Origin of the sequence: Pseudomonas fluorescens (assembly GCF_001623525.1) — a bacterium.
Lineage (GTDB): Bacteria > Pseudomonadota > Gammaproteobacteria > Pseudomonadales > Pseudomonadaceae > Aquipseudomonas > Aquipseudomonas fluorescens_Q.
The window spans coordinates 497540-515603 of the sequence record NZ_CP015225.1 but is presented as its reverse complement, the minus strand read 5'-3'; the positions used below and the strand labels follow the sequence as shown (position 1 = coordinate 515603).

Sequence of the window (18064 nt, the reverse complement as noted above, 5' to 3'; positions counted from 1 at the left end):
CACGCTGCGTCAGCAAGCTCTCGGCAAGCCATCTATCATGGACGGCACCCGACGATTCCCCCTCATCCCTTTTCTTCTCAGGTTGTGCCGATGCCCTTGACCGCCACACGCTCGCACACCCGGCCCCGTCGCGCGCTCGTCACCCTGCTTTGCGGCCTGGTACCGATGCTGTCAGGGCTGGCCATTTTGTACATGCAGGCCGAACGGACGCTGGCGCAACACACCCGGCAGACAGCCGAGGAACTGGTCAGGCAGATCGAACTGATGCTCGACAACACGGCCCAGGCGGCCCATGAACTATTACCCCTGGCCGGCCAGCCCTGCGAAGCGGTGAAGCTGGCATTACGCGAACAAGTGACGCGCCGGCCCTTTGTCCGTTCGACCAACCTTATCTGGGACAACAACCTGTATTGCAGCTCGCTGTTCGGTGCCTTCGAGGAACGCGTCAACCCGAGCGACTACCATCAAGGCAGCTTGTGGCTCATGGACGGCAACCCGGTCACGCCGAACACCGCGCTGCTGATTTACCGGCTCAACGAGGGCCATCAAGGCGCCTTGGCCACGCTTGACGGGTACCACCTGACGAACGTCTTGCGCTTGATCGGCCGCCAGACCCGGCTACGGCTGCAAGTCGGGCCGAACTGGCTGGCGGCGGACGGCAAGGTCCGGCCAGCGCCCATGCCCGGGCTGCCGGTCGCCCAGCATGAGCTGGGGTCATCGCGCTACGCCTTCAATGTAGAAGCCGGCTTCGACGCGGGTGAAACCTGGCGCTACATGGCCAGGGAATATCCGCCGCTGTTCAGCTTGCTGATCTTCTTCGGCGTCGTGGCGGGGACCCTCGGACACTGGCTGCAAAAACGCGCCTCCTCGCCCAGTCGTGAACTGCAACGGGCCCTGGAAGCCGGTGAGTTCGTGCCCTATCTGCAACCGGTCGTACACAGCGACAGCAAACGCTGGGCCGGCGTCGAAGTGCTGATGCGCTGGAACCACCCCAAGGAAGGCCTGGTTCGCCCGGACCTGTTCATTCCCTTCGCCGAACACAGCGGCCTGATCGTACCGATGACCCGGGCGCTGATGCAGCAGACCATGCGCCTGCTGGAACCGCTGGCGCCTCATCTGGAAGCGCCGTTTCATGTGGGCATCAACATCACCGCCCGCCACTGCCAGGATCTGGCGCTGGTGGACGATTGTCGCGAATTTCTCGCCACCTTCGCGCCGGGTACGATTGCCCTGGTGCTGGAGTTGACCGAGCGCGAGTTGATCGAACCTACGCCCGTTACCCGGCAACTGTTCGACCAACTGCGGGAGTTGGGCGTCAAGATCGCTCTCGACGATTTCGGCACGGGTCATTCCAGCCTGGCGTACTTGCGTCAATTCAATGTGGACTTCTTGAAGATCGACCAGAGTTTTGTCGCGATGATCGGTGCCGATACTCTGTCACGGCACCTGCTCGACAGCATCATCGAACTGTCGGGCAAGCTGGGCCTGGACATGGTGGCCGAGGGCGTCGAAACCGTCGAGCAAAGCGACTACCTGAGCGCCCATGGGGTGAACTTTCTACAGGGTTATCTATTTGGTCGACCGATTAGCGGACAGGCGTTCATTGAGACCTTGACCGGGCTTAATGGCAGTTAACCGCCGCCGATCTATTGACGACGATGCCCAACTGATAAAAGCTTTTGCTGTTGTTACATAACGAAAAAGTTACGATTTACACTTTACGGATTAACTACTACAATTTTTCTACCTGTGCCAGATAGCAGGAGAGTCATTAACACCAAGGCGCTCGGCTTATAGCTTTGTTTGCGGTTGGTATCAGCCAAATATTTTGATTGGAGTAACGATTTTGTCCAGACTCGCTGAATTTCGTGCAGCCGAAAAGGCCCTTCAAGAACAGCTCAAGCAGTTGGAATCGCTGAAGAACGATGCCGGGCTCAAGAAGGAAATCGAATTCGAGGAAAAGCTCCAGGGACTGATGAAAACCTACGGCAAGAGCCTGCGCGACATCGTCGCGATCCTCGACCCGAACCCGTCCAAGGCAAGCCTGCAATCGACCAAACCCATCAAGACCCGCCGTGCGCGAGTGGTAAAGGTTTACCAGAACCCGCACACCGGTGAGTTGATCGAGACCAAGGGCGGCAATCACCGCGGCCTGAAAGCCTGGAAAGAACAGTACGGTGCAGCTACCGTCGACTCTTGGTTGCGTGGTTGACACGGGCGCGGTTGACAGCGTCCATGATGCAAAAAAGCCCTGAATACACTCAGGGCTTTTTTATGGGCTAAACTTTTGGATTAAATTCCGAGCGTACTACGCTGACGGCGTTATAGTTTCAAACTGTTTCGCACCGACTGTATTTCATCCTGGCTTTCAACAAACACCTGCGCCTGCCCTGCATAGGACAGCACATAAGCCTTGCCCTCATTTAGTGCCGCGACGAGTGCCTGAGACAATACATGTCGTCCGTTTTGCGTGATCGTACAAGTGGTTTCCAACGCAGTTACGCCGCCCAACATGGAAGCATGGATTTTATTGCACACACTTTGGTAACCGCCCTGGAAGAAATCCTTCTGGATCGATTTGCGCATTTCCAGCAACACGCCTTGCAAGTTGACCTGGTGATCGGGTTCGATGGTAGTCGTGGTCAATTCCATGACCATCACGGCATTGCCTGCCGAATCGCTCTTGGTTGCACGTTGTCGCAAGGGGCCCGGTGCCGCGGCGTCGGCGGGCAGAGGCTCGACAACCCAGCCTTGGGGCCAGGCGATCTGCGGTTCGTCCGCCTGGACGCCGCCGACACTCGCAATGCAGGCAAACAGCAGGACAAACAGCGAAAGGAACGGTCGAATCATTGCGTTGGCACTCAAGGGCGAATCGTAAAGTCTGAAGCCCGAGACAGAAGCAGGCAATAGCCACACACGGTTTGGCGACACCGCATCCCTTGCGTATCATGCTCGCACCTGCAAGGAAGCCGTCTGACGCAAGCCCAGGAACCGTCGCAACCAAGCATGCGACGCCGTTTGCCCCACTTATATCCGGAGGGCCCATGAGCCTGCACGAACTCAACACTTTCCCTGGCGTCACCGCCCAACCCGACGCTGCCACGGCCAAGTTCGTCTTCAACCACACCATGTTGCGCGTCAAGGACATCACCAAGTCCCTGGATTTCTACACCCGCGTGCTGGGTTTCTCGCTGGTGGAAAAACGCGACTTCCCGGAAGCCGAATTCAGCCTGTATTTCCTGGCGCTGGTGGACAAGAACCAGATCCCGGCGGACGCGGCGGCGCGAACCGAATGGATGAAGTCGATCCCTGGCATCCTGGAATTGACCCACAACCATGGCACCGAAAGCGACCCGGCCTTCGCCTACCATAACGGCAACACCGACCCACGCGGCTTCGGCCACATCTGCATCTCGGTACCGGACGTCGCCGCCGCCTGCGAGCGCTTCGAAGCATTGGGCTGCGATTTCCAGAAACGCCTGAACGACGGTCGCATGAAAAGCCTGGCGTTCATCAAGGACCCGGATGGCTACTGGGTGGAAATCATCCAGCCTGCACCGCTGTAAACCTCACCACCGCTCCCGCAAAATAAGGGCCGATAAAAAACCCCATGAGCCAGGCCCATGGGGTTTTGTCTTGCCGCTTTCGGCTGCTTATGCCGGCGCGGAGGTGCGGATCAGGTGGTCGAAGGCACTCAGCGAAGCCTTGGCGCCCTCGCCTACGGCAATCACGATCTGCTTGTACGGCACGGTGGTCACGTCACCGGCGGCGAACACGCCAGGGATCGAGGTTTCACCCCGGGCATCGACGATAATCTCACCCCGCGGCGACAGCTCGACGGTGCCTTTGAGCCAATCGGTGTTGGGCAACAAGCCGATCTGCACGAAGATCCCCTCCAACTCCACATCCCGCACGTCACCGCTCGGACGGTCCTTGTAGCGCAAGCCATTGACCTTCTGACCGTCTCCAGTCACTTCGGTGGTCTGGGCGTTGGTAATCACCGTCACGTTCGGCAGGCTGTGCAGCTTGCGCTGCAATACCGCGTCGGCACGCAATTGCACATCGAACTCCAGCAAGGTGACGTGGGCGACGATACCGGCCAGGTCGATGGCCGCCTCGACACCGGAGTTACCACCGCCGATCACCGCCACGCGCTTGCCTTTGAACAGCGGACCGTCGCAGTGCGGGCAGTACGCCACGCCCTTGTTGCGATACTGCTGCTCGCCCGGCACGTTCATTTCACGCCAGCGGGCACCAGTCGCCAGGATCACGGTCTTGGCCTTGAGGCTCGCACCGCTGGCGAACTTGATTTCATGCAACCCGCCGGCCTTGCCTGGCACCAAGGCATCGGCACGTTGCAGGTTCATGATGTCCACGTCGTACTGCTTGACGTGTTCTTCCAGGGCAACGGCCAGTTTCGGCCCTTCGGTTTCCTGGACCGAGATGAAGTTCTCGATGGCCATGGTGTCGAGCACCTGACCGCCGAAACGCTCGGCCGCCACACCGGTGCGGATGCCTTTACGGGCCGCATAGATCGCCGCCGAAGCACCGGCCGGGCCACCGCCCACCACCAGCACATCGAACGCATCCTTGGCGCTGATCTTCTCGGCCTGGCGCTCGATACCGCTGGTGTCGATCTTGGCAAGAATCTCTTCCAGGCCCATGCGGCCCTGGCCAAAGTTCACGCCGTTCAGGTAGATGCTGGGCACGGCCATGATCTGGCGTTCATCGACTTCGGCCTGGAACAGCGCGCCGTCGATGGCGACGTGGCGAATGTTCGGGTTCAGCACCGCCATCAGGTTCAGCGCCTGGACCACGTCCGGGCAGTTCTGGCACGACAGCGAGAAATAGGTCTCGAAGTTGAATTCGCCCTTGAGGGAGCGGATCTGTTCGATGACGTCGACACTGGCCTTCGATGGGTGACCGCCGACTTGCAGCAAGGCCAGCACCAGCGAAGTGAATTCGTGGCCCATGGGGATGCCGGCAAAACGCAGGCTGATATCGGCACCCGGGCGATTCAACGAAAACGAAGGCTTGCGCGCATCGGTGCCGTTGTCGAGCAAAGTAATCTGGTCGCAAAGACTGGCAACGTCTTTGAGTAACGCAAGCATTTCCTGGGATTTCGCACCGTCGTCGAGGGAAGCGACGATCTCGATCGGCTGGGTGACCCGTTCCAGGTATGACTTCAACTGAGCTTTAAGATTGGCGTCCAACATACGGGCGATTTCCATTTTTTGAATTTCAGAAAAAACAACGCCCGAGCGAATCTCGCCCGGGCGTTTTTTGTGGGCGGTGCAGCTTGCTTAGGTGCGGATGACCGCCCTCAAGGGACGCACGGTCTTAGATCTTGCCGACCAGGTCCAGGGACGGAGCCAGGGTGGCCTCGCCTTCTTTCCACTTGGCTGGGCAGACTTCGCCCGGGTGAGCGGCAACGTACTGGGCGGCCTTGACCTTGCGCAGCAGTTCGGAAGCGTCACGGCCGACACCACCGTCGTTGATCTCGACGATCTTGATCTGGCCTTCTGGGTTGATCACGAAAGTACCGCGGTCAGCCAGGCCGACTTCTTCGATCAGCACGTCGAAGTTGCGGGAGATGACGTGGGTCGGGTCGCCGATCATGGTGTACTGGATCTTGCCGATGGCTGGCGAAGTGTTGTGCCAGGCGGCGTGGGCGAAGTGAGTGTCGGTGGAAACGCTGTAGATCTCGACGCCCAGCTTCTTGAATTCGGCGTAGTTGTCGGCCAGGTCTTCCAGCTCGGTTGGGCAAACGAAGGTGAAGTCAGCCGGGTAGAAGAACACGACAGACCACTTGCCTTTCAGGTTGGCGTCCGATACTTCGACGAATTCGCCATTTTTGAAGGCGGTAGCGTTGAACGGTTTAACTTGGCTGTTGATGATAGGCATCGATGTTTCTCCGTCAGGGTTGAAAGTTGATGGAGAGGATCTTAACCACTCATCCCCAGGCTGGCTCATTGGCAAACCTGATGTGAATGATTGGTTTTGGCTATCAGCAGCTAAATAGATAGAAGAAAACTTAATATGGCGAGCCGGCTCGCCCGCCATATGTTCGTCCGGTGATCAGGAGGCGACGGGCGTACGCATCGTCACGAACTCTTCGGCAGCCGTCGGATGCACGCCGATGGTTTCGTCGAAGTCACGCTTGGTGGCGCCGGCCTTGAGGGCAATGGCCAGCCCTTGGACGATTTCACCGGCATCCGGCCCGACCATATGGCATCCCAACACCTTGTCGGTCCGGGCATCCACCACCAGTTTCATCAGGGTGCGTTCCTGGCATTCGGTCAAGCTCAGCTTCATCGGCCGGAAGCGGCTTTCGAAAATCTGCACCTCATGGCCTTCTTCCCGGGCCTGCTCTTCCGTCAGGCCAACCGTGCCGATATTCGGCAGGCTGAACACGGCGGTGGGGATCATCCGGTAATCCACCAGGCGATATTGCTCGGGCTTGAACAGACGTCGCGCAACCGCCATGCCCTCGGCCAGGGCCACGGGTGTGAGCTGGACACGACCGATCACATCGCCAATAGCCAGGATCGACGGCTCGGTGGTCTCGTATTTTTCGTTGACCTGGACAAACCCTTTCTCGTCCACCGTGACCGCGGTGTTCTCCAAGCCAAGATTATCGAGCATCGGCCGCCGGCCGGTGGCGTAGAACACGCAATCGGTGAGCAACGTTTGGCCATTCTTGAGCTCGACCCTCAGGCTGCCATCGTCCAGTTTTTCGATGCATTTGATGTCAGCGTCGAATTGCAGATCCAGGCCACGGCGGGTCAGTTCTTCTGCCAGGTGCTTGCGCACCGCACCGTCAAAGCCGCGCAGGAACAGTCCGCCGCGATATAGCAACGATGTCTGCGCGCCCATGCCGTGGAAAATCCCGGCGAACTCCACCGCGATGTAGCCGCCGCCCACGACGATGACGCGCTTGGGCAGTTCCTTGAGAAAGAACGCTTCGTTGGAGCTGATGGCATGCTCGCGCCCCGGAATGTCCGGGATCACCGGCCAACCGCCCGTGGCGATCAGGATGTGTTTGGCGGTGTAGCGCTGGCCGTTGATCTCGACCTCATTGGGCCCGGTCAGCCTGGCGTGACCTTCGTGCAGCACGACGCCGCTGTTGACCAGCAGGCTGCGGTAGATGCCGTTGAGGCGATTGATTTCCCGGTCCTTGTTGGCGATCAGCGTGGCCCAGTCGAAACTCGGCTCCCCCGCCGTCCAGCCATAGGCCGACGCTTGCTCGAAATCCTCGGCGTAATGCGCACCATAGACCAGCAGCTTCTTGGGCACGCACCCCACGTTCACGCAGGTACCGCCCAGGTAGCGGCTCTCCGCCACGGCCACTTTCGCGCCAAAACCGGCCGCGAACCGCGCCGCCCGTACACCGCCGGAACCGGCGCCAATCACATACAAGTCAAAATCGTAGGCCATTTCTATCTCCTTCGGCAGGTCATCAGCATACCTGCTGTTTTCACCTGAGGCAGCGTTGCGATGGTTATGGGGGCGGAACCTGAAAAGCCAAACGGCATCTTTCGCAGCTTGCCTTTGTGGCGAGGGAGCTTCAGCGCCTGTGATTTGGAGACAAAAAAAACGCCCCGTCGGGGCGTTTTTTCAAGGCGCGGCGCAGGCTATCAGTAAGCCTTGCCGGTCTTGTAGAAGTTCTCGAAGCAGAAGTTGGTCGCGTCGATGTAGCCTTCGGCGCCACCGCAGTCGAAACGCTTGCCTTTGAACTTGTAGGCCATGACGCAGCCGTTCTGGGCCTGTTTCATCAGGGCGTCGGTGATCTGGATTTCGCCGCCCTTGCCTGGCTCGGTCTGTTCGATCAGGTCGAAGATGTCCGGGGTCAGGATGTAGCGACCGATGATCGCCAGGTTCGACGGTGCGTCTTCAGGTTTTGGTTTTTCAACCATGCTGTGAACGCGGTAGATGTCGTCACGGATCATTTCGCCAGCAATCACGCCGTACTTGTTGGTTTCCTGCGGATCGACTTCCTGGATTGCCACGATGGAACAGCGGAACTGCTTGTACAGCTTGACCATCTGCGTCAGTACGCCGTCGCCTTCGAGGTTGACGCACAGGTCGTCCGCCAGGACCACGGCAAACGGTTCGTCACCGATCAGTGGGCGGCCGGTCAGGATCGCGTGACCCAGGCCTTTCATTTCAGTCTGGCGGGTGTAGGAGAACGAGCACTCATCCAGCAGTTTGCGGATACCGACCAGGTATTTTTCCTTGTCGGTGCCCTTGATCTGGTTTTCCAGCTCGTAGCTGATGTCGAAATGGTCTTCCAGGGCGCGTTTGCCGCGGCCGGTGACGATGGAAATTTCCGTCAGGCCCGCATCGAGGGCTTCTTCGACGCCGTACTGGATCAGTGGCTTGTTCACCACCGGCAGCATTTCTTTGGGCATGGCTTTAGTCGCTGGCAGGAAGCGAGTACCGTAACCGGCTGCTGGGAACAAGCATTTCTTGATCATATAAGTCCTTGAAAAGGCGGTGTGTACGAGTTTCGGCGCAGTCTAATCAGGCGACGGGCACCTTACAATGCCCGCACTGGCCAACCGGTGCCATCATAGAGAAATAAAAAACGGCGGATAGTTCAATCGCCTTTCGTTTCGATGGCTGCAGCGGACTCACTGTACGCCAGTAGGCGCTGTTTGCGAGCATTTGACGTATCATGGCGCCCTTGATCACGCCAATGAGGCAGCTAGATGTCGGTAACAAGAAACGCAAACGGCTATTCGGTCAGCCAGGGCAAGGACGGCCAGTGGTGGATTATCAACTACCACGGCGAGCAGGTCGCCGGTCCCTTGCCCAGCAAGGCCATGGCGGTGGAAGTGGCCGCGGTATTCCAGGATGAGCGCGCTGCCCCGGCGGCGAAAGAACGCGACACCGCTCCCGCACGCAGCCCCCGCCGCAAGAAATAAACAAACGAGCCTCTAGTAGATGCCTCCCGGGCATTGAACGAGGCTGGTTCAGCAGTGCTTTAGCTGTACCGCAATGGCCATTCGCTATAATCTCGCCATTGCCCTTCCCTTCTCGATGACGATCCCATGAAGACACTTCTGGCACTGTTTACAGTCCTGGCCCTGGCGGGCTGTGCCTCGGCCGAAAAAACCTATCTCGATAACGGCGAGCAGGGCTTGGCCATCGACTGCTCGGGCGAGGCCAACTCCTGGGCGACGTGCTACGAAAAGGCTGACGCGTCCTGTGCCGGCACCGGCTACCGCATTGTCGGCACCGACGGCACACCCCAGGCCAAGGAAAGCGAGAAGACCCTGGGCGTCGACGTCGGTAACTTCACCAGCCGCAGTGTCGTGGTGGTCTGCAAGTAATCAAATGTGGATCTCGGCAAACTTGATGCCCAGCCCGCGCAAGGTATCGATCAGTTCATCAAGACGGCTGAAGGACTCCACTTCATCCTGGTCATCCACCAGGAAAAAACTGCGCCCGGCGCTTTTCTTGAAGAACACGATCCATTCGCCCGGGCTCGCCGGGTTCTGGATCACGTGAGTGGCACAGATAAGACCTTCTGCATGGCGCTCGCGCACCTGCTCGCGTTTCATCGACTGGCTCCATAAATGACAATGCCGCCAACGTGAACCGTGGCGGCATCTTTTGTCGAGGGCCGTAGTTTATCCGATGCCCGGTCCGCTCGTCAGGCGCGGAATGTGATCAGCCGGAAATGCAGGCGTTGGCCGCATCCTGCACGTCGCCCGGACGCACCGGTACATTGGACATGCTTTCGTGCAGCTTGATGCTGCTGCCGCTGGAGCGCTCGTCAATGTCGAACACCGCCGCCGGCAGGGTCGACAGTTTGCCCGGGACGATCAGTCGAACACCATTCTTGTGTGGCTCCACTTGCAGCGGACCACGGCTTTTGGCCAGTTTGTCGGAAACACACTTGGCATATTCGTGAGGTTTCTTTCCGGAGATGACGCTCATGGTGGGGGGCGTCTGGTTGATGTCCGATACCGATGCACATCCACTCATGGCCAATGCCAACACCCACACGCTGCGCTTCATATGATTCCTCCGATAAAGATCCTCCGACAGTGCAGACCCCGTTTTTCTCCGGCGCCGCACAGCTTTATTTTTCCCGCAACCTGCAATAAATGAACAAAGCCTGGAGCGCGGGCCGGATATTAACACTCGGGGCTGATAAACTGCGCATCATTGCCCCTTGCTATCGTTTTGATTTTGTAGAAAAAGCCCTTCTGGAGGCGCCCATGAAATTCATCCACCAGCGCGAGCACCTGAACGAAGACGACATTGTCGTCATCGAATGCTCCCAAATGTGCAACATCCGTTTGATGAACGACGCCAACTTCCGTAGCTTCAAGAACGGCGGCCGGCACACGTATCACGGCGGCGCGTTCGACACCTTTCCGGCCCGGATCACTGCCCCTAGCACCGGTTTCTGGAACATCACCATCGACACCGTCAACCGCCGTGCAATCAGCGTCACGCGCAAGCCGACCCTGACCCACAAGATCAAAATCATCCGGCGTTCCAGCTCGAAACTGAGCTGAGCCTCGCCCACTTTCAAGACAGGCAAAACCGTGGCCCAGACGACCAAATACGTCATCAAGTACAAGCTCAACGACGAACGCCGCTTCGAATTCGCGCAACTGGAAACCGGCACCGAGGAAGAAGCCCGAGCCGCGTTGCAAAAGCTGCATGGCGAAACCGACGATGTGATCAGCAACGTCAGTGTCAGCAAGGCGCTGTAAAGACTCACCCTGATAAATGTTTGTGGCTCCAGGGCGGGCACGATGCTTTTGTGGCGAGGGAGCTTGCTCCCGCTGGGCGGCGAAGCCGCCCCAATTGCCTGGTGCATTCTTGCAGGCAGACCGCGCTGGCAGGTTTTACGACTGCTGCGCAGTCGAGCGGGAGCAAGCTCCCTCGCCACAGGGGATTTGTCGTGCCTGCTGACGGGAGTGACTCAGGACATTGATGCATCGCAAGAACCGGAGTGCTGACCAACGAAACACCCTCCAGACTGACCAATCCTTTGCACCAAGGATTGTCATCATGCCCACTCCCCCGCATCTGCCCTCACTGACCCAACGAATAAATCAACTGGATTGGTCGGCCCTGGAACACAGTCTCGAGCAGGACGGCAGCGCGCTCATCCGCAACCTGCTGCCCGCCACGCAATGTCGAATGCTCAGTGGTCTGTACGCAGAGAGCGGGCTTTTTCGTTCGCGGGTGGTCATGGCCCGTCATGGGTTCGGGCGTGGCGAGTATCAGTATTTTCGCTATCCACTACCGGACTTCATCCAACAGCTGCGTCAGGCGTTGTACCCAATGCTGGTGCCACTGGCGAACCGCTGGAATGAATGCATGGGCCTTGAAGGGCGATATCCCGACCAGCACGCCGACTTCATCCAGCGCTGTCACGCTGCCGGACAATCGCGTCCGACGCCATTGTTGCTGCAATACGGCCCCCAGGACTACAACTGCCTGCACCAGGATCTGTACGGCGAGCAGGTGTTCCCGCTGCAAGTCGCGATCCTGCTGTCGGCACCGGGCCAGGATTTTACCGGCGGCGAGTTCGTGCTGACCGAACAACGCCCACGCATGCAGTCGCGGCCGCAGGTCATCGATCTGAAACAGGGTGACGCAGTGGTGTTCGCGGTGCATCAGCGGCCCGTCAAAGGCGTTCGCGGTTATTATCGAGTGAACATGCGCCATGGCGTCAGCCGCGTGCACGACGGTAGACGACACACCTTGGGAATCATTTTTCATGATGCGCAATGACGACAACCCGATCACCCTGGACCTGTTCGCCGACGAGACGCCGACGACGCCCGGCCAGGTCGAACAGATTGGCCCGCAATCGTTCGTGTTGCGTGGCTTTGCCCTGCCCTGGCTCGACCGTTTGCTGCCGGCCCTGGAAACCGTGTTGCAGGCCGCGCCGTTCCGGCAGATGGTCACGCCCGGCGGTTTTACTATGTCGGTGGCCTTGAGCAGTTGTGGCGCCCTGGGCTGGACCACCGACCGCAGCGGCTATCGCTATAGCGCCGTTGATCCTCAGACCGGCCACCCCTGGCCCGCCATGCCGGCGGTGTTTCGCGAACTGGCCCAGGCCGCCGCCCGGCAGGCACGGTTCGAGCATTTCGAGCCGGACTCCTGCCTGATCAACCGCTACGTGCCCGGCGCACGGATGTCGTTGCATCAAGATAAAAACGAACGCCAACTCAGCGCCCCTATCGTCTCGATGTCCCTGGGCCTGCCGGCAATGTTTCAGTTCGGCGGGTTCGAGCGCAGCGACAAAAGCCTGCGTGTGCCACTGTTCCATGGTGACATCGTGGTCTGGGGCGGCGTGGACCGGTTGCGTTACCACGGCGTGCTGCCGCTCAAGGCGGGAGAGCATCCGCGCCTGGGCGCCCAGCGCATCAACCTGACGTTTCGCACCGCCGGATGAAGGTGCAGAATTCAACCGCAAGACCCGGAGTGTCGCCGCTCCCCAGGCTCGCTACTGTAGCCAAAACGGGCCAATGGACATAACGACCATGAACAGCACTTCGAATCATCTCGCCCCTGAACTGGATCCGCGCTGGGCCGCCGTGCTCGCCCGGGATCCACGCGCCGACGGCACCTTCGTCTATGGCGTAAAAACCACTGGCATCTATTGCCACCCCAGCAGCCTGTCGCGCCTGCCCAACCCGCGCAACGTCGAGTTCTTCGACACGCCGGAACAGGCCCAGGCCGCCGGTTATCGGCCCAGCAAGCGCGTAGCCCGGGACCAGACCCAGATCGCCGCCCAACAAGCGGCACGGGTTGCCGCCGCTTGCCGGCAAATCGAGGCGGCCGAGCAACTGCCTGGCCTGAATGAGCTGGCAGAAAGCGCGGGCTTGAGCCCGTTCCATTTTCATCGGGTCTTCAAGGCTGTCACCGGCCTGACCCCCAAGGGTTATGCCGCCGCCCACCGCTCACGCAAGGTTCGCGAACGCCTGGCCGATGGCGGCAGCATCACCGAGGCGCTGTACGACGCCGGTTTCAACTCCAACAGCCGCTTTTATGAGGCTGCCGACAAGGTGTTGGGCATGAAACCCGCCGACTATCGCGCCGCCGGGCAGAACACCGACATCCGGTTCGCCGTCGGCCAATGCTCCCTCGGGGCCATCCTGGTGGCGCAAAGCGAGCGTGGCGTGTGCGCGATCCTGCTGGGAGACGATCCGGACGCGTTGGTGCGCGACCTGCAGGACAAATTCCGCCGGGCCAACCTGATCGGCGCCGACCGCGAGTTCGAGCAGTTGATCGCCCAGGTGGTTGGCTTCATCGAAACACCGGCCCTAGGCTTGGACCTGCCCTTGGACCTGCGCGGCACCGCCTTCCAGGAGCGGGTCTGGCAAGCCTTGCGGGACATTCCCGCAGGCAGCACCGCCAGCTATGCCGAGATCGCCCAGCGCATCGGCATGCCCAAGGCCGTGCGCGCCGTGGCCCAGGCCTGCGGCGCCAACAGCCTGGCGGTGGCGATCCCTTGCCATCGGGTGGTACGCAGCGACGGCAACCTGTCGGGCTATCGCTGGGGTGTGGAACGCAAGCGTCAGTTGCTGGCGCTGGAGCGCTCATCCGGGGATTGAATGCCGATGTAGATCGCCACCGAGTCGGGGCCGCTGTAGACCTCGAAATCGGTGGTGAAACGGCGCAATGTCTGCGGGTTATCCGCGAAGTACGCCCAGATCAGGCCCCAGGTCTGGATCACGCAATCGGGCATCGGCCCCTTGGCCGAAAACACCAGGTAGTCGCCGCCCTCGATGTCCACGGCGGGATAGCCTGCGCTGGTCGCATCCACCTGCACCCCGGCCGTCACATCGAAGTGGCCGGTGGCGTCGGACTCGTAGTTGGAATACACCCCGTAGACGAACGACTCCGACTGCCGGGCCGGAATCGTGTCGAACAGCCCTTCGTTGAAGAACTGCTGCCACATCGGGCCGATTCGGGCGGTGCCGGGCTGCTGCTCGTCGGTGTTGCGGGTGCGCACCTGCAGGCCGGCCACGGTGAAGGGTTCGACGGTCTTGAGTTTCACGTCCATGGATCGGGCTCCTTGATGTATGAAGCCCGCATGGTAACCCTCCCACCGTCGGGATCAAGTTGCAGCGCTCGATTGAAAAACTCGACTGGCCCTCGCCGGTCCACACCTGCTAAAACCGCTGTTTCCTTCTGCCGTCGGAGACCCCGCCCATGAGCCAGTGGCCAGACACTCGCATTCTTGACCTGCTCGGTATCGAGCTGCCCATCATTCAGGGGCCACTGGCCGGGGTGACCGGGCCGGCCATGGTGGTCGCGACGTGCAACGCCGGCGGGCTGGGTTCGATGCCGGCGGCGATGCTCGATGTCGAACAACTGCGCCAGGCGCTGACGACCATCGGCGAGCAAACCGACAAGCCGTTCAACGTGAATTTTTTCTGTCACCAGCCCCCGGCCTTCGACGAACAGCGGGCCGCAGCCTGGAAGCAACGGCTCAAGCCGTACTACCAGGAACTGGGCGTCGACTTCGACGCGCCGACCCCGGTGTCCAACCGCACACCCTTCGATGATGCCGCCTGCCAGGTGTTGGAAGAGATGCGTCCCAAAGTGGTCAGTTTTCATTTCGGCCTACCGGAAAAATCCTTGCTGGATCGGGTGAAGGCCACTGGCGCGAAAATCCTTTCCTCGGCCACTACCGTCGAGGAGGCCATCTGGCTGGAACAGCATGGTTGCGATGCGATCATTGCCATGGGTTACGAAGCCGGTGGTCATCGCGGGATGTTCCTCAGCGACGACCTCAACACCCAAGTCGGGCTGTTTGCCTTGCTGCCGCAGGTGGTGGATGCGGTGAAGGTGCCGGTGATCGCCACCGGCGGCATTGGCGATGCACGGGGGATCGTCGCGGCGTTCGCCCTGGGCGCCTCGGCGGTGCAACTGGGCAGCGCCTATCTGTTCACCCCCGAGGCGAAGATCAGCGCTTCCCATCACCGCGCGTTGCGCACGGCCAAGGAAAGCCAGACCGCTGTTACCAACCTGTTCACTGGGCGCCCGGCCCGAGGCATCGTCAACCGGGTGATGCGCGAAGTGGGCCCGATGAGCCCGCTCGCACCGGCCTTTCCCCTGGCGGGCGGCGCGTTGATGCCGCTGCGCGCCAAGGATGAAGCGGACTTCAGCAACCTGTGGGCCGGCCAGGCGTTTCCCCTGGGCCGCGAACTGTCGAGCGCCGAGTTGACCCGGCGGTTGGCTGAAGAGGCATTGGCCCGATTCAACAATCGTGGGCGGTCCTGACAGCCGTCATCGCCTGTCAGGCCGCCATCGCTTGCTCCCTCGCTCCCCAGGCAAAATGCCACGTTCCGTTTGTCGGCCATTCGCTATATATTCCGGTATATAGCGAACCTGCCCTCGGAGCCTCACCTATGCGCCTCACCCGCTTCGCGCCGTTGCTGTTGATCCCGTTCCTGACTATTGGCGCCGTCCAGGCCGCCGAGGTGCAGGTGGCGGTCGCCGCCAATTTCACCGCACCGATCCAGGCCATCGCCGCCGACTTCGAAAAAGACACCGGGCATAAATTGGTGGCGGCTTACGGCGCCACCGGGCAGATCTACACGCAGATCAAGAACGGCGCGCCATTCGAAGTTTTCCTCGCCGCCGACGACACCACCCCGGCCAGACTCGAGAGCGAGGGCGACACCGTCAAGGGCTCGCGCTTCACCTACGCCGTCGGCACCCTGGCGCTGTGGTCAGCCAAAGAGGGTTATGTCGATGGCACGGGGCAGGTCCTCAAGCACAACGACTTCCAGCACCTGTCCATTGCCAACCCGAAAGCAGCACCCTACGGCCTCGCCGCGACCCAGGTGCTGGACAAGCTCGGCTTGACCGCGCAGGTGAAAGGCAAGCTCGTCGAAGGCCAGAACATCACCCAGGCCTATCAGTTCGTCTCCACCGGTAACGCCGAACTCGGTTTCATCGCCTTGTCCCAGGTGTACAAGGACGGCAGAGTGACAGGCGGCTCGGCATGGATCGTTCCGGCCGAACTGCACGACCCGATCAAACAGGACGCGGTGATTCTCAGCAAGGGCCGGGACAACCCCGCTGCCAGGGCCTTGGTGGATTACCTCAAGGGGCCGAAAGCCGCCGCCATCATCCAAGCCTACGGTTACCAACGCTAAAATGCCCCTGACCAGCGCCGACTATGCCGCCATCTGGCTGACCCTCAAACTGGCGTCCTTGACCACGGTGATCCTGCTGCTCATCGGCACGCCCATCGCTTTATGGCTGTCGCGCACCCGCTCGTGGCTGCGCGGGCCGGTGGGCGCGGTGGTGGCATTGCCATTGGTGTTGCCACCCACGGTGATCGGCTTCTACCTGTTGCTGGCGTTGGGGCCGCACGGCTGGATCGGCCAATTCACCCAGGCCCTCGGGCTGGGCACCCTCACCTTCAGCTTCACCGGGCTGGTGATCGGCTCGGTGATCTACTCCATGCCGTTTGTGGTGCAGCCGTTGCAGAACGCCTTTGCCGCCATCGGCAGTCGCCCCTTGGAAGTCGCCGCTACCCTGCGGGCCGGGCCTTGGGATACGTTTTTCAGCGTCATCCTGCCCCTGGCCCGCCCCGGCTTCATCACCGCGGCGATTCTCGGCTTTGCCCACACCGTCGGCGAATTCGGCGTGGTGCTGATGATCGGCGGCAACATTCCGGAGAAAACCCGGGTGGTGTCGGTGCAGATCTACGACCATGTCGAAGCCTTGGAATACGCCCAGGCCCACTGGCTGGCCGCGGCGATGCTGGTGTTTTCATTCCTGGTGCTGCTGGCGCTGTATTCCAGCCGCCGAACCCGTGCCGGTTGGAGCTGATCGATGATTCAGGCGCGTTTTCAGCTCGACCACGGGGCTTTTTCCCTGGACCTGGATGTGCAACTGCCCGGCCGTGGCGTGACCGCACTGTACGGACCTTCCGGTTCCGGTAAAACCACCTGCCTGCGCTGCATTGCCGGGTTGGAGCGACCGGCCCGGGGTTTTATCGAGGTCAACGGCCAAGTCTGGCAAGACAGTGAGCACGCGGTGTTCATGCCGCCCCATAAACGGCCGGTGGGGTATGTGTTCCAGGAGGCGAGCCTGTTCGCCCATCTGTCGGTGCGGGCCAACCTGGCGTTCGGCCTCAAGCGCATCGCGCCGGCACAACGGCGGGTGGACATGCAACAGGCGACCGAACTGCTGGGCATCGGGCACTTGCTCGATCGGCAGCCGCACAACCTGTCCGGCGGCGAGCGCCAGCGGGTGGGCATCGCCCGCGCCTTGCTCACCAGCCCGCAACTGCTGCTGATGGATGAGCCGCTGGCGGCCCTCGATACCCGGCGCAAAAACGAAATCCTGCCGTACCTGCAACGGCTCCACGATGAGCTGGACATTCCAGTGCTGTATGTCAGCCATTCCCAGGACGAAGTGGCGCGCCTGGCCGATCACATCGTGTTGCTCGACGGCGGCCGCGCGCTGGCCAGTGGGCCGATCGGCGAAACCCTGGCCCGGCTCGACCTGCCGTTGGCCCTGGGGGACGACGCCGGCGTGGTGATCGAGGGCAAGGTCAGCGGTTATGACCTGGCTTATCAACTGCTGACCCTGAATCTGCCCGATAGCCAACTGAACGTACGCGTGGCCCACACGTCCCTGGCCCTCGGCCAGCCGCTGCGCTTCAAGGTCCAGGCCCGGGACGTCAGCCTCAGCCTGGCGAACGATGCCCAGACCAGCATCCTCAATCGCCTGCCGGTCACCGTGGTCAGCGAACAGGCCGCCGACAACGCCGCCCATGTGCTGGTCCGCCTGGAAGCCGCCGGCACCCCGCTGCTGGCACGCATCACCCGCTATTCGCGCGATCAGCTCAAGCTGCATCCAGGGCAGTTGCTGTGGGCGCAGATCAAGGCGGTGGCGGTGTTGGCGTAGTCCACCTTGTGTGCGAGCTTGCTCGCGATGACGACGCATCCAACATTGATGCAAGCTGATTCACCGCTATCGCGAGCAAGCTCGCACACAGGGGTTGCGGGTAACCGCAGAATCTTGGCACGACCGCAACGGGCTGCGGTCAATCGATCAC

22 protein-coding genes are annotated in these 18064 nt (G+C 60.8%); 14 read left to right on the top strand and 8 right to left on the bottom strand.

Annotation, left to right across the window (positions count from 1 at the left end; translation table 11 throughout):
• The first annotated feature begins 90 nt into the window (after positions 1-90).
• Together TK06_RS02260 and TK06_RS02255 are read left to right on the top strand one after the other, a co-directional pair.
• A complete protein-coding gene (locus TK06_RS02260; RefSeq protein WP_063320625.1) occupies positions 91-1635 on the top strand; it encodes an EAL domain-containing protein in 1545 nt (514 codons plus the stop codon).
• A gap of 211 nt (positions 1636-1846) precedes the next feature.
• Positions 1847-2212 carry a histone-like nucleoid-structuring protein, MvaT/MvaU family gene (locus TK06_RS02255; protein ID WP_003202992.1) on the top strand — a complete coding sequence of 122 codons (366 nt, stop codon included), beginning with the start codon at positions 1847-1849 and terminating at the stop codon, positions 2210-2212.
• A 110-nt stretch (positions 2213-2322) separates the two neighbouring features.
• On the opposite strand, the gene TK06_RS02250 is transcribed toward TK06_RS02255, so the two are convergent.
• On the bottom strand, positions 2323-2850 hold the full coding sequence (locus TK06_RS02250; protein WP_063320624.1) for a DUF4946 domain-containing protein: 528 nt from the start codon (positions 2848-2850) through the stop codon (positions 2323-2325).
• A gap of 194 nt (positions 2851-3044) precedes the next feature.
• On the opposite strand from TK06_RS02250, the gene gloA reads away from it, so the two are divergent.
• Positions 3045-3566 (top strand): lactoylglutathione lyase, encoded by a 522-nt coding sequence (gene gloA, locus TK06_RS02245; protein ID WP_063320623.1) that lies wholly within the window; start codon positions 3045-3047, stop codon positions 3564-3566.
• Between the two features lie 87 nt (positions 3567-3653).
• Here gloA and ahpF read toward each other — a convergent pair whose 3' ends face one another.
• The 4 genes from ahpF to galU all read right to left on the bottom strand — a co-directional run bounded on the left by ahpF (position 3654) and on the right by galU (position 8477).
• On the bottom strand, positions 3654-5216 hold the full coding sequence (ahpF, locus tag TK06_RS02240; protein ID WP_063320622.1) for an alkyl hydroperoxide reductase subunit F: 1563 nt from the start codon (positions 5214-5216) through the stop codon (positions 3654-3656).
• A 124-nt stretch (positions 5217-5340) separates the two neighbouring features.
• Positions 5341-5904, bottom strand: coding sequence for an alkyl hydroperoxide reductase subunit C (gene ahpC / locus TK06_RS02235; RefSeq protein WP_063320621.1), 564 nt, complete (start codon positions 5902-5904; stop codon positions 5341-5343).
• Between the two features lie 174 nt (positions 5905-6078).
• Positions 6079-7437 carry a glutathione-disulfide reductase gene (gorA, locus tag TK06_RS02230; protein WP_063320620.1) on the bottom strand — a complete coding sequence of 453 codons (1359 nt, stop codon included), beginning with the start codon at positions 7435-7437 and terminating at the stop codon, positions 6079-6081.
• 200 nt (positions 7438-7637) lie between these two features.
• Positions 7638-8477, bottom strand: a complete 840-nt coding sequence (gene galU, locus TK06_RS02225) for a UTP--glucose-1-phosphate uridylyltransferase GalU (protein ID WP_003182953.1) — start codon at positions 8475-8477, stop codon at positions 7638-7640.
• Positions 8478-8711: 234 nt separating this feature from the next.
• Between galU and TK06_RS02220 the strand changes: the two genes are divergently transcribed.
• A complete protein-coding gene (locus TK06_RS02220; protein ID WP_063320619.1) occupies positions 8712-8927 on the top strand; it encodes a hypothetical protein in 216 nt (71 codons plus the stop codon).
• Positions 8928-9053: 126 nt separating this feature from the next.
• Positions 9054-9335, top strand: coding sequence for a hypothetical protein (locus TK06_RS02215; RefSeq protein ID WP_063320618.1), 282 nt, complete (start codon positions 9054-9056; stop codon positions 9333-9335).
• Here TK06_RS02215 and TK06_RS02210 read toward each other — a convergent pair whose 3' ends face one another.
• Together TK06_RS02210 and TK06_RS02205 are read right to left on the bottom strand one after the other, a co-directional pair.
• Positions 9336-9566: a hypothetical protein gene (locus tag TK06_RS02210; RefSeq protein WP_063320617.1), complete on the bottom strand. Its 231-nt coding sequence runs from the start codon at positions 9564-9566 to the stop codon at positions 9336-9338.
• Between the two features lie 109 nt (positions 9567-9675).
• Complete coding sequence (locus tag TK06_RS02205; RefSeq protein ID WP_003203007.1) at positions 9676-10026, bottom strand: hypothetical protein; 351 nt, start codon at positions 10024-10026, stop codon at positions 9676-9678.
• Positions 10027-10229: 203 nt separating this feature from the next.
• On the opposite strand from TK06_RS02205, the gene TK06_RS02200 reads away from it, so the two are divergent.
• The 5 genes from TK06_RS02200 to ada all read left to right on the top strand — a co-directional run bounded on the left by TK06_RS02200 (position 10230) and on the right by ada (position 13592).
• Positions 10230-10532: a DUF1883 domain-containing protein gene (locus TK06_RS02200; RefSeq protein WP_003182962.1), complete on the top strand. Its 303-nt coding sequence runs from the start codon at positions 10230-10232 to the stop codon at positions 10530-10532.
• Positions 10533-10562: 30 nt separating this feature from the next.
• A complete protein-coding gene (locus TK06_RS32640; protein WP_086936548.1) occupies positions 10563-10733 on the top strand; it encodes a hypothetical protein in 171 nt (56 codons plus the stop codon).
• A 301-nt stretch (positions 10734-11034) separates the two neighbouring features.
• Positions 11035-11763 carry a 2OG-Fe(II) oxygenase gene (locus tag TK06_RS02195; protein WP_063320616.1) on the top strand — a complete coding sequence of 243 codons (729 nt, stop codon included), beginning with the start codon at positions 11035-11037 and terminating at the stop codon, positions 11761-11763.
• Positions 11750-12430, top strand: a complete 681-nt coding sequence (gene alkB / locus TK06_RS02190) for a DNA oxidative demethylase AlkB (RefSeq protein ID WP_409077371.1) — start codon at positions 11750-11752, stop codon at positions 12428-12430. Before TK06_RS02195 ends, alkB begins: the two co-directional genes overlap by 14 nt.
• Positions 12431-12518: 88 nt before the next feature.
• Positions 12519-13592 carry a bifunctional DNA-binding transcriptional regulator/O6-methylguanine-DNA methyltransferase Ada gene (ada, locus tag TK06_RS02185; protein ID WP_063320615.1) on the top strand — a complete coding sequence of 358 codons (1074 nt, stop codon included), beginning with the start codon at positions 12519-12521 and terminating at the stop codon, positions 13590-13592.
• Here ada and TK06_RS02180 read toward each other — a convergent pair.
• Positions 13556-14044, bottom strand: coding sequence for a GyrI-like domain-containing protein (locus tag TK06_RS02180; protein ID WP_063320614.1), 489 nt, complete (start codon positions 14042-14044; stop codon positions 13556-13558). The two genes, ada and TK06_RS02180, sit on opposite strands and share 37 nt — an antisense overlap.
• Positions 14045-14193: 149 nt before the next feature.
• Between TK06_RS02180 and TK06_RS02175 the strand changes: the two genes are divergently transcribed.
• From TK06_RS02175 to modC, 4 genes are all read left to right on the top strand, one after another.
• Positions 14194-15267, top strand: a complete 1074-nt coding sequence (locus TK06_RS02175) for an NAD(P)H-dependent flavin oxidoreductase (protein WP_063320613.1) — start codon at positions 14194-14196, stop codon at positions 15265-15267.
• 128 nt (positions 15268-15395) lie between these two features.
• On the top strand, positions 15396-16148 hold the full coding sequence (gene modA, locus TK06_RS02170) for a molybdate ABC transporter substrate-binding protein (RefSeq protein ID WP_063320612.1): 753 nt from the start codon (positions 15396-15398) through the stop codon (positions 16146-16148).
• A 1-nt stretch (position 16149) separates the two neighbouring features.
• Positions 16150-16830: a molybdate ABC transporter permease subunit gene (gene modB, locus TK06_RS02165; protein WP_063320611.1), complete on the top strand. Its 681-nt coding sequence runs from the start codon at positions 16150-16152 to the stop codon at positions 16828-16830.
• Between the two features lie 3 nt (positions 16831-16833).
• On the top strand, positions 16834-17913 hold the full coding sequence (gene modC / locus TK06_RS02160; RefSeq protein ID WP_063320610.1) for a molybdenum ABC transporter ATP-binding protein: 1080 nt from the start codon (positions 16834-16836) through the stop codon (positions 17911-17913).
• The last annotated feature ends 151 nt before the right edge of the window (positions 17914-18064 follow it).

Coding starts and splice junctions, on each gene's coding strand:
- modC (WP_063320610.1), top strand. CDS start 16,834: ATGATTCAGGCGCGTTTTCAGCTCGACCACGGGGCTTTTTCCCTGGAC.
- TK06_RS02260 (WP_063320625.1), top strand. CDS start 91: ATGCCCTTGACCGCCACACGCTCGCACACCCGGCCCCGTCGCGCGCTC.
- gloA (WP_063320623.1), top strand. CDS start 3,045: ATGAGCCTGCACGAACTCAACACTTTCCCTGGCGTCACCGCCCAACCC.
- modB (WP_063320611.1), top strand. CDS start 16,150: ATGCCCCTGACCAGCGCCGACTATGCCGCCATCTGGCTGACCCTCAAA.
- TK06_RS02200 (WP_003182962.1), top strand. CDS start 10,230: ATGAAATTCATCCACCAGCGCGAGCACCTGAACGAAGACGACATTGTC.
- modA (WP_063320612.1), top strand. CDS start 15,396: ATGCGCCTCACCCGCTTCGCGCCGTTGCTGTTGATCCCGTTCCTGACT.
- alkB (WP_409077371.1), top strand. CDS start 11,750: ATGATGCGCAATGACGACAACCCGATCACCCTGGACCTGTTCGCCGAC.
- TK06_RS02180 (WP_063320614.1), bottom strand. CDS start 14,044: ATGGACGTGAAACTCAAGACCGTCGAACCCTTCACCGTGGCCGGCCTG.
- ada (WP_063320615.1), top strand. CDS start 12,519: ATGAACAGCACTTCGAATCATCTCGCCCCTGAACTGGATCCGCGCTGG.
- TK06_RS02205 (WP_003203007.1), bottom strand. CDS start 10,026: ATGAAGCGCAGCGTGTGGGTGTTGGCATTGGCCATGAGTGGATGTGCA.
- TK06_RS02215 (WP_063320618.1), top strand. CDS start 9,054: ATGAAGACACTTCTGGCACTGTTTACAGTCCTGGCCCTGGCGGGCTGT.
- TK06_RS02210 (WP_063320617.1), bottom strand. CDS start 9,566: ATGAAACGCGAGCAGGTGCGCGAGCGCCATGCAGAAGGTCTTATCTGT.
- ahpF (WP_063320622.1), bottom strand. CDS start 5,216: ATGTTGGACGCCAATCTTAAAGCTCAGTTGAAGTCATACCTGGAACGG.
- TK06_RS02250 (WP_063320624.1), bottom strand. CDS start 2,850: ATGATTCGACCGTTCCTTTCGCTGTTTGTCCTGCTGTTTGCCTGCATT.
- ahpC (WP_063320621.1), bottom strand. CDS start 5,904: ATGCCTATCATCAACAGCCAAGTTAAACCGTTCAACGCTACCGCCTTC.
- TK06_RS02195 (WP_063320616.1), top strand. CDS start 11,035: ATGCCCACTCCCCCGCATCTGCCCTCACTGACCCAACGAATAAATCAA.
- galU (WP_003182953.1), bottom strand. CDS start 8,477: ATGATCAAGAAATGCTTGTTCCCAGCAGCCGGTTACGGTACTCGCTTC.
- TK06_RS02175 (WP_063320613.1), top strand. CDS start 14,194: ATGAGCCAGTGGCCAGACACTCGCATTCTTGACCTGCTCGGTATCGAG.
- TK06_RS02220 (WP_063320619.1), top strand. CDS start 8,712: ATGTCGGTAACAAGAAACGCAAACGGCTATTCGGTCAGCCAGGGCAAG.
- gorA (WP_063320620.1), bottom strand. CDS start 7,437: ATGGCCTACGATTTTGACTTGTATGTGATTGGCGCCGGTTCCGGCGGT.